Origin of the sequence: Nostoc flagelliforme FACHB-838, assembly GCF_014698065.1 — a bacterium.
GTDB classification, from domain to species: Bacteria; Cyanobacteriota; Cyanobacteriia; order Cyanobacteriales; family Nostocaceae; genus Nostoc; species Nostoc flagelliforme_B.
Window position 1 is genome coordinate 1 of the sequence record NZ_JACJSI010000136.1, and the last position, 16094, is coordinate 16094.

Annotated in this window: 5 protein-coding genes and 1 pseudogene; 2 read left to right on the forward strand and 4 right to left on the reverse strand. The window is 39.0% G+C overall.

Going from position 1 to position 16094, the window contains the following annotated elements; genetic code table 11:
• The 3 genes from H6G97_RS32880 to H6G97_RS32890 all read right to left on the reverse strand — a co-directional run.
• On the reverse strand, positions 1-7673 hold a 7673-nt coding region (locus H6G97_RS32880; protein WP_190944648.1), incomplete at its 3' end, for a type I polyketide synthase.
• Positions 7674-7834: 161 nt separating this feature from the next.
• A complete protein-coding gene (locus H6G97_RS32885; protein WP_338421884.1) occupies positions 7835-10030 on the reverse strand; it encodes an AMP-binding protein in 2196 nt (731 codons plus the stop codon).
• Between the two features lie 927 nt (positions 10031-10957).
• Positions 10958-12709 (reverse strand): serine hydrolase, encoded by a 1752-nt coding sequence (locus tag H6G97_RS32890; protein WP_190944649.1) that lies wholly within the window; start codon positions 12707-12709, stop codon positions 10958-10960.
• A gap of 846 nt (positions 12710-13555) precedes the next feature.
• Between H6G97_RS32890 and H6G97_RS32895 the strand changes: the two genes are divergently transcribed.
• Complete coding sequence (locus tag H6G97_RS32895; RefSeq protein ID WP_190944650.1) at positions 13556-14716, forward strand: sensor histidine kinase; 1161 nt, start codon at positions 13556-13558, stop codon at positions 14714-14716.
• Positions 14713-15351 (forward strand): response regulator transcription factor, encoded by a 639-nt coding sequence (locus H6G97_RS32900; RefSeq protein WP_190944651.1) that lies wholly within the window; start codon positions 14713-14715, stop codon positions 15349-15351. Before H6G97_RS32895 ends, H6G97_RS32900 begins: the two co-directional genes overlap by 4 nt.
• 504 nt (positions 15352-15855) lie before the next feature.
• On the opposite strand, the pseudogene H6G97_RS32905 reads toward H6G97_RS32900, so the two are convergent.
• A pseudogene (locus tag H6G97_RS32905) lies at positions 15856-16094 on the reverse strand (ISAs1 family transposase); the annotation flags it as partial.

Genomic DNA, 16094 nt, shown 5'->3' on the forward strand with positions numbered 1-16094 from the left:
GCAACTGTTTCTATTAGTTGATGTATGCACAGATGTTTTGGGTATTCTGTTTGGGTTTGGTTCCACTCAGTTAGTAGAAGTTGTTTTTGTGATTCTGATATTAATGGTATTTCACTTAGTTTCTGGGTTGGGTTACTGGTTACTGCTTCTAGGATGGTTTGCAGATTTTCTAGCATCAATGTGACGCTTTCTCCTGTAAACAAGTCAGTACTATAATCTACCTCCATTAGCAATTCATTCCCAAACTCTATGACATTCAAATCAATGTCATATTGCACATAACCTTTAGGATAGGGAACTAAGCTTAGTTCCAGCCCTAGCATTGTTGGCACTACTTGTGGTCGGTCTAGGTTGAATGTTACGTTGACCAAAGGAGAGCGGCTAGGATCTCGCGGTAGATTTAGCTGTTCAAGTAACTGGGCAAAAGTGTAATCCTGGTTTTCGTAGCTATCTAACAAGATATGCTTGATATTAGCCAAATATTCCAAAAAAGTCGGCGAACCATCAAGATAGCTGCATATTGGCAGTAAGTGAGCGCAATAACCTACCATCTTTTCACTACCTGCAAGTCCTCGACCCGCTACGGGAATACCGACTATAATCTCATCCTGATTACTCAGTCGGTGTAGCAAGGTCATATAGCCCGCTAATAGGGTCATAAATAGCGTGCAACCATTCTTTTTACTAAATTCTTTGAGTGCAGCATAAAGGCTGGTATTAGCCTTCATACTGACTCTGGCTCCCTTATAGGACATTACAGGCGATCGCAGGCGATCTGTTGGTAGTTCTAAAATTGGTACTGAGTCTACAAATTTTCTTAGCCAATAGGCTTGTTGTTTAGCTATTTCAGCACTCTGACTTTGCGATAACTGCCAGTGTATATATTCTTTAAATTGTAGTGGTGCTTCTGGCTGAAAAACTTTGCCCTGACACTCTGCTGAGTAGAATGCACCTACCTCTTGCAACATCAAACCAATTGACCAGCCATCAATAATAATGTGATGTGCTGTGATAATTAGTAGATGTAGTTCTTCCTCTAACTTCAGAAGATTTATCCGTAATAGGGGACCGCGAACCAGGTCAAAACTTTGTTGATTCTCCTGTTCTAACCATTCATCTATTTTAGTTTGGCGATCGCTAGCATCAATATTCGATAAGTCAATGAGTGGAACTTCTATGAATATGTCAGATAAAACTAGCTGAATTTCACCAGATAAATCTATAATTGTTCGCAATGCTTCGTGACGAGCTACAAGTTTTTTGAAAGCGCTACGCATTGCTGACAAATGCAAACAACCTTGTAGCTGAAGCATAATAGATTCGTTATAAGCATTTGACTCATCTTCTCCTATTTGGGCTAAAAGCCAGAGTTGTTTTTGTGCTTGAGTCAGAGGGGCTTCACTAACTATTTGATTAGGTAGTGTAGATATTAGCTCAGATGTATCTTGAGCTTCGTAACGCTCTCTTAATAAGTTTAAATAAGATAGACTTTGTAATACAGAGTCAGCATCAACTCCAAAATCAATCAAACAAGCAACTTCATCAACGCCAATTCCCATCATGTGATCAATGATTTTTGAGCAAGAATCTGGCGTTCCAATCAAGGCGCTTGTTTGCACATAACGTTCATAAGCAACTGATAAAAGGTAATTTTTATCATCTTCAGTCAAAGTTTCAAAACTTATATTTAAACCCTGGCTCTTGACCAAATTCTGCAAAAGTCCAATTGAACTTTGAAGATATTTGAAAAAAGGTTGATGAGCCTTTTTCCGGACAATATTAATATCTTCGCCAACAAATGTGTGCAATAACACTGTTACATGGCCAGACTTGGGATCATGACCATGTTGATATAAAGATTCACGGTATAGCTTGATGTTCTTGGCTAAATCTTCAACGGTCTGACCCATAAGATTTGTTAAAACGCCTACACCTATTTCACCAGCCTTAATATAGGTTTCTGGATTATTAACAATAGTTATCCAAATAGGCACATCAGGCTGCACTGGCATGGGAAAAAGCTTAATATTTATATCCTTTCCAGCACCATCTCGAAATTGAATAGGTTCTCCGCGCCAAAGTTTTTGCACTGTTGCAATTTCTTGGAACATCAGATCACGATGTTTGCCGTAGGCATCAGGTGCAAACACAAAATCATTAGGATGCCAACCAGAAGCAAAAGAAATGCCGACTCTACCTTGCGATAAATTATCGACTACTGACCACTCTTCAGCTACTCTAATTGGATGGTGTATTGGTAAAACAACACTACCAGCGCGCAGTTGTATCCGTTGGGTTACTTTGGCAAGTGCAGCACTAATTACTGATGGGTTAGGCGAAAATCCTCCAAAAGCATGAAAATGACGCTCAGGAACCCATAAAGCTGTAAAACCATGTTCGTCAGCAAATTTTGCTCCTTCAAACAACAGGTTATATTTGTCTGAAACGAATTCGGAATCATATTGACCAAAATAAAATAAGCTAAACTCAATTGTCTTTTTACTATTTTGGCTAAATTTTATTTCGGGAACTTTATTAGTAGTAAGAGAAGGTTTATATTGGCTCCGTTCCCAAAAACCCTGTTGCTGATTTGGGTTTGATTGAGTTAATTTGTCAATTTGTTTATTTAAAACTGGAGCTTCGATATTAACAGACTTTAATTTTGCAGATTCAGCTAAGGAGGTAGTTAAATATGAGCTATCTAAAGTGTTTAATTCTACTGAAAGTGAAGGAGGAAAGAAGCCTGCTGTTTGCAACTGTTCTACACTTATTTTAAAAGCCTGAATTACAAGTTCAATATCTTCATTTGTGTGTGCTGTAGATATAAAACAATTACGTCCTTCCCAAATATAAATTCCTTTTTCAATTAAGTGATAAAACAGCAAATCTACTTCTAATGGTTGGTTAAAAACGCTATAGTTATCCTTAAAAGTGAAGCGAAATAGTGAGCCAAAATTCACCATTCGTAATGGGACATTATTTTGCTGAAAGTATGTATTTAGGGTTTCGGCTAGCTTTGATGTGCGATCATTTAATTGCTCTTGAACTGATGTTCCAAGCATTTTCATCTGCTGGAGTATAGCTCGTGCTGCTCCCATTGTTAAAGGATGCTTACAGAAAGTGCCAGCAAAGTAGGTAGTTTCTGCTTGAGGATATGATGCATCACCAAAGTTCCACATTCCACCATCTATGCCATCCATGTATGCAGCTTTGCCAGCTACAACTCCAATTGGCATACCACCACCAATTATCTTGCCATAGGTGACTAAATCTGCTTGGATACCAAACCACGCTTGTGCGCCACCCAAGTGAATGCGAAAGCCTACAAGCACCTCATCAAAGATTAATGCTATTCCTGTCTCGGAAGTTAATTGTCGGAGTTGCTGTAAAAACTCTTTTGGTTGTAAATCAGGTCTTCGACTTTGTACAGGTTCAACTAGCACGGCAGCTAATTCTTCACTGTGAGCTTTGATTGTTTCTAGAGATTCAAAATCACCATAATTGAGTACCAAAATATGATCTGTGATATGTTGGGGTACTCCTGGAGCAAGTGGTACTGAACGTAATTCTCCTTCAACTTTCTGTCCTACAGCTAGAGTGCCATCAAAATGACCATGATATGAGCCGGCAAATATGGCGATTTTGCTACGTCCTGTAGCGGTTCGCGCTAAACGAATTGCCGTCATTACAGCTTCCGTCCCAGAGTTACAGAAGGCGGCTCGCTCTACACCTGTTAGTTCACAGATTAACTTTGCTACTTCTCCTGCTAGTTCTGAACGAGGGCCGATTCGAGTTCCTTGTTGCAATTCATTTTCTAAAGTTGCTTTGATAAACGGTGCATCATGTCCAAACAAATACACCCCAAATCCCATTGCTAAGTCTATGTATTCATTACCATCTACATCCCAGATTTTAGAGCCTTGTGCTTGCTTGCCAATGATGGGATAGCACATTTCTTTTGTATCTGAACGGAAACCTGCTATGCCTCTTCTATCAGCTGAATATTGCCGTTCAGTTTGTGTTTGTTGTTTAGATTTCTGAGTGCGCTGGTTATAACGTGTAATCAGTGCTTGTAGATGCTGCTGCTGTTGTAGATTTAATTTTCCATTAACTCTTGTCGGATCTAGATTTGCTTGAGGTTGAATAGATGCTGCATTCTTAGGATAACTAGGAGTAGGTACTGATTGTTCAGGCGCAATTTGGAGTTGATGTGTATCAATTTTTCCATTTGACTGCGACTTGTTATGAGGTTCTAAGGATATCCCTATGGATAAAGGGTTGTTACGTAAAACTTCCAACTGTTGGCGCATAAGTTCATGTTGACTCGCATTTAGATGCGTCATTACTTCCAACTGCTGGCCAATAATTCGTTCTAGTGCGGTCTCGGACACTGCTATTGTTTGTTTGTTATTTACTATGCCATTTTCATTTATAGATGCTGGTATTATTTTTTGTGGTGCGACAGGAGGAGCAATTTTAGGTTGTACAGTATCTGTTATTAGGCTTGTAGCTATTTGGGATGCTAATTTTGGAGATGAACCGTCTAACTCGGGCTTTGGCTGTGGAGAATTTTTTAACACCCATTCTGGAGAGATATTTTTATCAATGTAGGTGGACAGAGAATCTATAGTCGTACACTCTTCAAAAAACTGACGAATTGCAACTTTAATTCCAAAAGCATTCTCTATAGTTCTTACCGCTTCCATAAGTACGAGGGAGTCAGCTCCCATTTCTAGAAACGGTTCATGAATATTGATTTTACTTGTTTCTATATGTAGTAGTTCGGCAATAAGGACACGTAATTTAGGCAGAATAATTTCCTGATGTGTATTTATTGTGCTGAGATCAACTTCTGCCTGAGTCAATGGGGTATCTAATTTTTGAACATTCATAAAATTTCCATTTCTGTGCTTATCGTCAAACTCATACCAATAACGTTGGCGCTCAAAGGGATAGGTCGGTAAAGAAAGACGGCGACGTTGATAGTGGCGATCGCATTCTGTCCAGTTAATCTCTACACCTAGAACTGCCAATTTACCTAAGCTGTTTAAAAGTACCTGCCAATCTTCTTGTTCGGGCTGTAGTGAAGGTATCCAAGAATGCTTTGCTTGACCGAGACACCTTTTACCCATACTAATTAGGGTAGGACGCGGCCCAATCTCTAAAAAGATGTTACACCCAAGATTGTGTAGTGTGTTAATCCCAGTGGCAAATTGTACAGTTTGGCGGAGATGGCAACGCCAATAGTTGGCATCTGGGATTTCTTCTGCTAAGAATATTTGACCCGTGAGATTTGAAATTAAGCCAATATGTGGGGTCTGAAACTGTACTTGTCGTGCTTGACGCTCAAATTCGTCAAGTATCGGCTCCATCTGTGGTGAATGGAAGGCGTGAGATACTTGTAAATACTGTACGGTAATTCCCTGAGACTTAAACTGTTCAACGGCAGACTCTACAGCCTCTTTCTCACCAGAAATAACAATGTTTTGCACTCCATTGATTGCGGCCAGGTGAATTTTTCGGTGATACTCAGCTAAAGTTTTGTTAACTATATCTGCATCTGCAAACACTACTACCATTGCACCATTGCTAGGTAAAGATTGCATTAGTTGGCTGCGGTGTACAATTAGTTTGAGTCCGTCTTCTAAACTAAAAACTCCAGCTACGCAAGCGGCAACATACTCCCCCGCACTATGTCCCATGACTAGATCGGGAGTGATGCCCCAAGAACGCCATAACTCAGCTAAAGCATATTCCAAAGAAAATATTGCAGGCTGGGTATAGGCAGTTTCGTTCAGAAGGTAACTCTCATTGTTTCCTGGATAAAGAATTTCTAGGAGGGGTTTTTCTAGATGAGAAGACAGAATTTGATCGCAACGGTCTATAGCTTGACGAAAAGTAGGCTGAGTTTCGTAAAGTTGATGACCCATACCTATATATTGAGAGCCTTGTCCTGTAAATAGCCATGCTATTTTTGGGCGATTTATGCTATCTATTTGGCCTCTAACTAGTCCAGTAGTATCAGTTTTGGTGATGAAACCAGCTAATTTTTCAGCCATTTGCTTAGTGGATTCGGCAACTACAGCTAAACGATATTCAAAATGCGATCGCCCTGTGTTGGCTGTAAAACAAAAATCCCCAAGAGCTATTTGTGGATGAGACTGAATGTAACTTTGATAAAGACCTGCTAGGGTATGTAGTGCTTTCTCGCTTCTGGCTGACAAGCATAAAAGATGAAAAGGACGTTCGGCTTCTAAATATACAGGTTCAATTTTGGGAGCCTCTTCGAGAATCAAATGAACGTTGGTTCCACTCATCCCAAAAGCACTCACGCCTGCTAGTCGTGGTTCTTGTGTTGACCAAGGAATAAGTTGACGAGGAACTACTATTGGTAGGCGCTCCCAAGGAATATATGGATTTGGCTTGTGAAAGTGCAGATGAGGTGGTATCTGCTGGTGTTGGAGAGACAGTACTACCTTGATCAGACTTGCTATTCCGGCGGCGGCTTCTAAATGCCCAATATTAGTTTTGACTGAACCAATAGTCAAAGGGTTATCTTCTGAGCGTCCCTGACAAAGCACTTTCTCCAAAGCAAAAACTTCGATTGGATCTCCCAAAGGTGTGCCGGTTCCGTGAGCCTCTACGTATTGAACTTGATTCGGCTCTACTTTGGCATTTTCTAGTGCCTCCCGAATTAATGCTTCTTGAGCAGAACCATTAGGAGCAGTCATCCCATTGCTGCGACCATCATGGTTGACTGCTGAACCACGAATTACAGCCAGAATATTATCTCGATCTGCGATCGCATCAGATAAGCGTTTCAGTACGATAATACCACACCCTTCTCCTCTACCGTAGCCATCAGCAGCAGCATCAAAAGTTTTACAATGACCATCGACTGATAGGGCTTTGAGCTTGCACAAACCAATGCTGGTTTCTGGCGATAGGATTAAATTTACACCACCTGCTAATGCGAGATTCGACTCTTTAGCACGTAAACTCTGACAGGCTAAATGAACTGCTAGTAGAGAAGAAGAACAAGAAGTATCTAATTGCAGACATGGGCCCTGAAAACCAAAAATATATGCTAATCTCCCAGCAGCAATTGAACGAGCATTTCCCAGACTGCTGTGAGGATCGATACGGGTAAAATCCCCAGAATTGATTGTTAGCTGAGAATAGTCTTCGGAACCAATACCAATAAATATTCCTGTCTTACTTCCTTGTAATTGCTGGGTTGCAAGTCCTGCGTTCTCCAGTGCTTCCCAACTTACTTCTAATAGTAGCCGTTGTTGGGGATCTATGGCGATCGCTTCTCTAGGAGAAATATTAAAGAATTTGGGTTCAAATCCATCTACTCCCTCTAAGAATGCACCGTACTTGGTGTACATTTTCCCTGGGGTCTCAGGGTTGCGATCGTAAAAAGTATTGATGTCCCATCTATCATCGGGAATTGCTGTAATTGCGTCTAACCCAGTTTGCAGCAGATGCCAATATGCTTCTATATTGTTAGCTCCACCTGGAAAACGACATCCTGTTCCGATAATGGCTACTGGCTCGTGCTTTTGATACTCTGCTGCTTCGAGTTGAGTTTTTGCTTCCTTAAGGGCAATTAGTAATCGTTGTGATGAAGACAACTGTTCTGGATGATTTTCGGCAGTATAATAGGTCATCGATTATTTCCTTTCACAAGATATCTGTAACTCCTATACATAGCAATCGGAAGTTTTCAATAATAAATCATATTCGTGGCTATCTTTTTCGAATCATCGATTTTATTTTATTTAACACCCGCTACTGCCATCGTTCGCTCTTACTTTGACACTCGGTTTTCCTATTTCTTAAGATTTTTTTTATGGATACCCTCTAGCAAATTTTCGATTGCTGCGAGTTCTTGAGCAATTGACGCTTGAACTTGCACTTCAGAAAGTTGTTCTACCTCTGTAGCAATTTTTTGTTCTAGTGAAAAAACACCAAGTTTTTTAACAGATTGCTTGACATCTGTTCGCGTTACCTCTAAAGCTAAAGATGAAGCTACCAATATATTTGAAGTTAATTCATTAGCTAAGTGATCTGACAAAGATTCAATACTAGGAAAACTCCAAGCTATGGTTGGCTCAATCTCTTGAGGAGATTTTAGCCAATTTTTTAAATTTTGTGCTAATTCTACTGCCATCTGTGAATCTACTCCATATTCAGCAAAAGACTTACTGGGTTCAATAAATTGAGCATTTATTTTCAATGTCTTACTCAACCAATTTATTATCCAGTGTTGAATTGATTGAGCATTAGGAGTGGAGATGTTCTCTAAAAAGTTAGTTTGTTCGTTACTTGAAATCTTGTCAAATACATGGTCTGTGAAACTTTCTAAAGAAAGGTTGGAATTGCTTTGGGATGCTTCTATTGAGAAATTATTTGCATTCCAATGTCCTACTACATCTAAACTTCCAGCTAAAAACTCAGCTTTACACGCATAGCGTTGAATCTTACCACTAGAAGTCTTGGGAATACTTCCAGTTTTAAGCAACAATACAGTATAAACTTGTAATTCGTGTTGCTCTGACACTGCTTTACGAATAGCTTCAATCACCTCATTCACGTTTAGTAAACGCAGGTAACTGCGCCGTACTTCCTGAACAATTACCAACCGCTCTTGACCTTCCACATCTATGGCAAAGGCAGCTCCGCAACCAAACTGTAATGCTGAGTGGCTTTGTTCTACCGTGAGTTCAATGTCTTGAGGATAATGATTACAACCCCTAATAATAATGACATCCTTAAGCCGACCTGTGATAAATAACTGTCCATTCCGGAAAAAACCTAAGTCCCCAGTTCGCAAAAATGGGCCATTACCGGTATCTGCTAAATAAGCATTGAAGGTTTGCTTGGTCAAATCTAGTCGATTCCAGTAGCCCTGAGTTACACTCAGACCTGATACCCAAATCTCTCCTACTCGGTCAGTATCACATGAAGTCAGCGATTGAGGATCGGCAATAACAATTTTTGTATCAAGCCATGCATGTCCACAACCTACCAAATGTCTAACTCTGGTAGTATCGTTACTGACTTGCACAAGCCGTTTTTTTTCTAATGCTTCTGCCTCAACTGTATAGTAAACTGGCTCATCCGTAACGCCTCCTCCAGAAATCATGAGTGTGGCTTCAGCCATGCCGTAACAGGGGTAAAAGAAGTTTGCTTGAAAACCACAAGCTTTGAATGTGGCAGCAAACTTGTCTAAGGTTTCCCGACGAACAGGTTCAGCACCACTATAAGCACTACACCAACTACTCAAGTCTAGGCTTTCTCGTTGTTCTGGAGTAATCTTGGTGACACAAAGTTCATAACCAAAATTAGGCCCACCACTATGGGTTGCTCTGTAGTGGGAAATAGCCTGAAGCCATCGCATCGGTTGCTGAACAAAGGATGCTGGTGGCATGAAAATACCCAAAAAACCTGTGTATAAAGGCTGGAGCAACCCATCAATTAATCCCATATCATGAAAACTAGGCAACCAAGTTACTGAAATACTATCCTGTGTGAGTTCAAAAGCTGACTTGATATACTCGGAATTGTGCAACAGATTGCTATGACTAACCATCACACCCTTTGGCATTCCTGTAGAACCCGAGGTGTATTGAAGAAAAGCGAGACTACTGCTATCTAAAGAAGTCGGTTGTTGCCAATTTGATGCTAAATCAATATTCAAGCCATCGGTTGCCAGCAGACACAATTCTGGTAATTTTAGTTTCTCTTGTAATCGGTTCTCCAAATTGACTAACTCTGATGTAGTTGTTAGTAAAAACTTCGCTTGACAGTCTGTGATGATTGCTTGTAATCTACTCACTTTTTGATTACGCCGGAGTGGATAGGCGGGAACAGCAATTACACCTGCATACAAGCATCCGAAAAAGGCGGTAATGAACTCTAATCCTGATGGGTAGAGCAGTAAAGCTCTTTCTCCAGACGCGCCAATATTTTGAAGCTGTGCGGCAATTGTGCGAGCTTGAAAGTCTAGCTGCTTATAAGTCAAATGGAGCTCATCGATTTCTCCGCCCCGCAGAAATATGTAACCCTCCTGTTCATTCTGCTGGAGTGCTCTACAGCGGAGAAGATCCACGAATGTATAACAATTAATAGGTAGTTCAAAGTTGGATTTGTTCATCATTGAGTTCCTTTGGCAGTTAGCAACCTGTAAAAAAATTAGTGCAATTCAATGTTATTAATAATTTACATACCTAACTGTAATATGGAAATTACACCCGATAGGAACAACCTTTATAGTGCTTCCTAGTGTATTGAGGTACAGCTAAACCTCAGATATAATGGTAATGAAATGTGTAGTTACGCGACACCCAGAACAGAAAGAATTTGTTGTATTTCCTAAATTAGGAAAAGTTGAAACAACTTTTGGTTCAACTGGTCTCGCTGGTTAAGAAAGATTATGAGGTTTTACCTGAAACAACAGAGGCTCTTATTTATGTTGCAATGATTCTTTTCATATAAGAATTTATAATTGTAAAAAAATTGGCTTTTTAATTACCACCCCAATCAATACCTTTGCCCATTTACGAGGGTAAGTTGATATATTAACTCCCTTGTCTCTTGGGTTCGGCAAAAATAATAAGTCCTAAAAATTACTTCAAGGTTTACCGCAAGCTTTTTTTTACGTATCACCTGCATGGTAAAGGGTTCGAGTCTCCAAACTACCTTGTAAACTAAAGGCCCTTGTATCAGTCTTTTTGGCATTTTTGCCAAAATTTTAGTAGGCTCTTATTTTGGCAAAGGTATTGCCCAATCACTTGATTTTGTTTCATTAGGATTATCTAGATAATTTTTTCGATCATCAAAATAGCTCAACTACTTGTCTATTCTGAGTTAAACATGATTTTTCATGAGTATAAATATTCCTCGAAAACTTTCAAGTACAAGCGTTTCGGCTTTTCTTGGTGCTATTCGGCTATGACCGACTACCAAAAATTACTTTATAAGTCCCGTCTAAGATCGGGACTACACCTCCTGTATCAGAATTACTACCTCCATTCCCTAATGTAACAATTATTGCATCGCTCTGATCGGGAAAGTAACGCATCTCACTACTATATCCAGGGTTGTCACCACCCTTACCCCATTCTCTTTGCGAAGAATTTTCAAAACTAGCTACGCCCAGTCCATACTGATTACCCTCATAAGATATACCTTCATTCACGAAAGTCAGCATTTCTTTGAGACTCTTTGATTTCAGCAATTCACCACTAAATAGAGCTTGATAAAACCGGGCTATGTCTTGGCTGCTAGAAAATAGCGTTCCCGAAGCTAAATATAGTGATGGATTAGTATCAGTGAAGTCTTCAAGAATCCCATCTTCACCAATATTCCCATCTGCATCAAGTGCATCTTGATAACCCCTAGCCAATTTACCACTAAGTTGATTTTCTCCACTAAAAAAGGTATTGTTAAGCCCTAAAAGTTTTAAAACCTGTTCACGCATCACATTAGGAAATGAAGAATTTGTAGCTTTCTGCACAATCAGCTTGGCTAAAACAGTTCCTGTTCCTGGATATGTCCACACTGATGAAGATGCCTCTCCTGAAAAGCGTGGTTTGTCGTAAGTGTAAGCGACTAAATCCTCTGAACTCCAATTTTTAGTTGAACCATTCAAGAAATCAGTGGTGATATCGAACCGCCACTGCTCATCTTCTCTGTAATAATAAATCCCACTTGTGCCATTTAAAAGTTGGCGGATTGTAATGCTTTCCCCATGTAAAATATTTTGAGTAATATCAGGCAACCATTTGCCCAAAGTATCATCCAGGCTTAGTGTTCCTTTTTCCGCCAATTTCAACACTGTAGCTGCTGTAAATGTCTCAGTAAGAGCGCCAATGTTGAAGATTTTGTCAGGCGACATCAGATTTTGGTTTGTCAAGTCAGAAACGCCACTAGCTCCTTCCCACGTGAATCCATCTGGAGTAATAACTGCTACTGTTGCACCAGGGAGATCAGAATTCTTGAGATTCTTATCCACAGCATTCTGAAGTTGCATGGCTAACTTATAGTTACCAAAAATAAAACTATTAGCTGTTAAATGAGAGGCTTCAATTCCCAAAAGCACAGCCAGTATATGTCCTTGCTCCTTAATTGTGGTTTGTTTCTGATTGTTTTGGCCTCTACAGTTTTGAATAGTTAAGTTGTCAAATCTAGCTCCCAAGTGCCCCACTTTAATTTGATCCATTCCAACCTGGAAGTCTGTAATAATGGTGGGAGTATTAGGCTGGCTCCAATTACCTAACCAAAAAAGGTCAGATCCTTTCCCTCCACTCATCAAGTCGCCGCCGCCGTAGTCGATTAAAGTATCATTACCTTTGCCACCATTGAGATAATCTTTGCCTGTACCGCCATTAAGTAGATCGTCACCTCTATTGCCAATGAGTCTGTCTTCACCTGAATATCCATAGAGTGTGTCATCACCGAAGCTACCATTGAGCTTGTCATTACCTATGCTCCCTCTAAAAACTGTACCGTCATCGTTCCAGCTATCTGGTAGTTGTCTGCTGTCAACGTGCTTGTAATCAATATTAGAAGCAAAAAAGGTACTGCTACGATCATGTAACGGATAACTGAGTTCTAAATTACTGTTTAAGTTATCCTTGACAGGCACTAGGCTTTGATTCTGCTCCAAAAAAAAGTCAAAATTGGGGTTAGTTTCTAACATGACATCACCTTAAAAATAAACTTAAGATAGCTGCCGTAACGTTTAGGAGTAGATAAGCTTAAATGGTCTAAATCTTTTAACTCTTAAGTTGTTTATAATACAGTACAGTAAATATATTTAAAAAAGATTAAGAGGTCATTAAAAATGGCTCTTCAGTACTTGTTATGCTTAACTAATAATTAAAATGCCAATTCCATTAACAATAATGATAATAATTTTAAGGGGAATGCTGTTTGTGCAAATTAAAAGCACAACAGCTTAGTACGTAATTACAGCACTTTCGTCAGCTATGAGGTACATCCTAAAAGCTGAAAGCGATGATAGGAGAGGGGCAAGGAGAAAACTATATTGCATAATAGCCGGAAGCGCTGTAAAGTAGGAACTATTTATCATCATCAAACTGTTGTCACAAATTGTTACTTAGCGATCTCCAAGTAGTTTTATCTTTTTTATGAGTTTTTGTTAAGACAACATTAAGGTGGGTTTAAACTCTTCTGTATACGCTAGGCATAGATTAAATAAGTTTGATCAATTTATATGACAAATTTTATGCTATGAGACAAACAGAACGATCTATTGTATTTTTAGTGCAGCAAGCTTTTATGTGCTTTGCGTTCGCGTAGCATCTCATAGAGAGGGATGTACATGGAGAGTCTTACCAGAGGACTTCCCACCTTGGCAAACCGTTTATAGGTAAAAGATACATGGGCGCAAGCTAGCTTTGGAAGCATACCTTACAGGTCGGGAACCACTATATATTAATATCATGAGCTTTTTATCTTCAGTTTTCTTGTGTCAGTCTTTTGAAATTGATGTTCAATTAATTTTCGAGTTATGAATTTGATTATGAACCCTTCCCCATCATTCCGTTGGGCTTTATGTTACGTAGAATGGATAATGATTGCTGGAATTACCTTAGGTTGCATAATTGATGGAACTTTTCAGATATCTACAGTAACAACTTTATATGTGATAACCTGTCTTGTTGGATATGCAGTTTTAAGTTTATTTTTTCCGATTGAGCGTCCACTTTGGCAAAGAGAAATATACATTTTAATAGGAATCTTGCTTGCTCTATCTGTAAAGTTTATCGGCACCGGATTGGAATTATTTTTTTACCTATATATTGCTAAAAGCTGTTTTTTACTGAATCGCAAAAATCTATTATTAACTGTCATATTAATAGTATCATTAGGTATATTAACATCCATATTAGCTGTACCCGGATCAGTCAAAGCTCAAGCTAATTTATGTGAAATGTTACAGGAATCTAAGCAAATAAAATTAGTTATTATTGAGTATTTTTCAAACAATCTTGTTAGTATTCCCTTCATCATAGCTTTTAGCTTCATGATAATTTCTGAACAGAAAAGCCGACAAAGAGCGGAAGCTTTAACCCAACAAGTAGAGACTTTAGCAGCTGCTCTAGAACGCACTCGAATTGCACGGGATATTCATGATTCGCTAGGACATAGTTTAACCAATCTTAATAGTAGGCTCGCAATTGCCCAACAGAAGTTACGCCAACATGATATCGATAGTGTCTCTCAAGCAATTGATACAGCAAAGTTTCTAGCTAGTCAATGCATTGAGGATGTTAGTCGCTCACTAAAAACAATGCGGCAAACTGACTTCAATCTCAACCAAGCTTTGACTACTTTAGTGGAACAGTTGCGCTACAATCAAGCTTTTAATATTAAACGGGAAATTAATTTACCACAACTTCCCTTATCAAACAGCCACCACATTTACTGTATTGTAAAAGAAGGATTAACTAATATTCAAAAACACGCTTGTGCTTCCCAAGTATTTTTTCGAGGAAAGTCTACACCTGAAGGAATTTTGCTAGAACTTAGAGATGATGGTCAAGGTTTTGACCACACAATGCCATATTCAGGTTTAGGACTCAAAGGCATGATAGAACGAGTAGAGTTGCTTGGTGGTAATCTGATAATTAAGAGTACTCCAGGGCTAGGTACGCAAATTAAAATCATAATTCCACTATGATTCGCCTCTTAGTTGTTGACGATCAAGAAATTTTTCGGCAAGACTTAGTTACATTATTGTCTAGCGAAGACGATTTGGAAGTGATAGAACAAGCAAGCAACGGTAAAGAGGCAATTGCTTTAGCAAAGCAATTGCAACCGAATGTTATTCTAATGGATGTAAGAATGCCCATTTGTGATGGGGTGATTGCTACTCAAGAAATTATTCAACGTTACCCTTGGATAAAAATTTTAGTTCTGACTACGTTTGATGATGATGAGTATATCTGGCATTCATTAAGGGCAGGAGCGCTAGGTTATCTACTCAAACATACCCCAATTGAACAAATTGCTACAGCAATTCGCTCAGTGTATCTGGGATATAGTCAATTGGGCCCAACAATTGCACCAAAAGTTTTTACGCAATTACAATCCGGTAATTCAACTTTAGAGGTTAATTATCAAAACTTGCTTAGTAAGCGCGAATTGGATGTTTTAAAACTTTTGGGTCAAGGAAAAAATAACCGAGAAATTGCTCATGAACTACATTTAACGGAAGGAACCGTCAGGAATTATGTCTCGCGTATCTTCAGTCAATTGGGTTTACGCGATCGCATTCACGCTGTACTTTGGGTACAACAACACCTGCCAGGTTAAGACCCAGCGCTATTTCATTCTAAGAGGGTGTTTGAAAAGTCGGACAGATTAATTAGATTTATCCAGAAATGGGAAACGCTTGCAGTGAAAGAGTTTGAGGGATAATTGTTAGAAGACGAACGCTGGACGAGCAAAAACGAAAGAATGAGGGCTCAAGCAGGGGAAACGCACCTTATTTCCTAACAAAAACTAATAAGGATTTCAAAGTCATCTATACAAGTGCAAAACTTGACAAGGTTATAAACAAAGTAAATCGATTCTTTTGCAATCGTATAAATTAACTTATCTCTAATAAAAGAACTTTTATTTAAGGATAAATTAGTTAACTATTCAGCCATAAATAAGTAAACTCATCCTTGAAAATAAGCAACAATCTTAACTAAATTATTGACAAGTTAGTTTACGCTCAAGCTAAAACTCTTTCTAAATAGTTATTGTCCATTGCTGCCAAAAACTGTTTATTTTTGATTCCCCGTTTCACACGCTTCTCATTACCATCTCTGCTTTAAATAGTTGCTCTACTTCATTATAAAGATTACCTTGATTCTTTTTAAGGGTAATTACGTAATCTGCATTTTGTTGGCTAATTAACTTCACAATCTCGTTCTGGCAACCGATTGCATCAATTGCCACAATACAACCAGATAGTTCTAATACTTTGATTAATTCTGGAATTGCCGTAATTTCATTTGATTTCTCATCCACCTTTACCTGCCCTAACACTAATTTATTTGTAGTTGCCC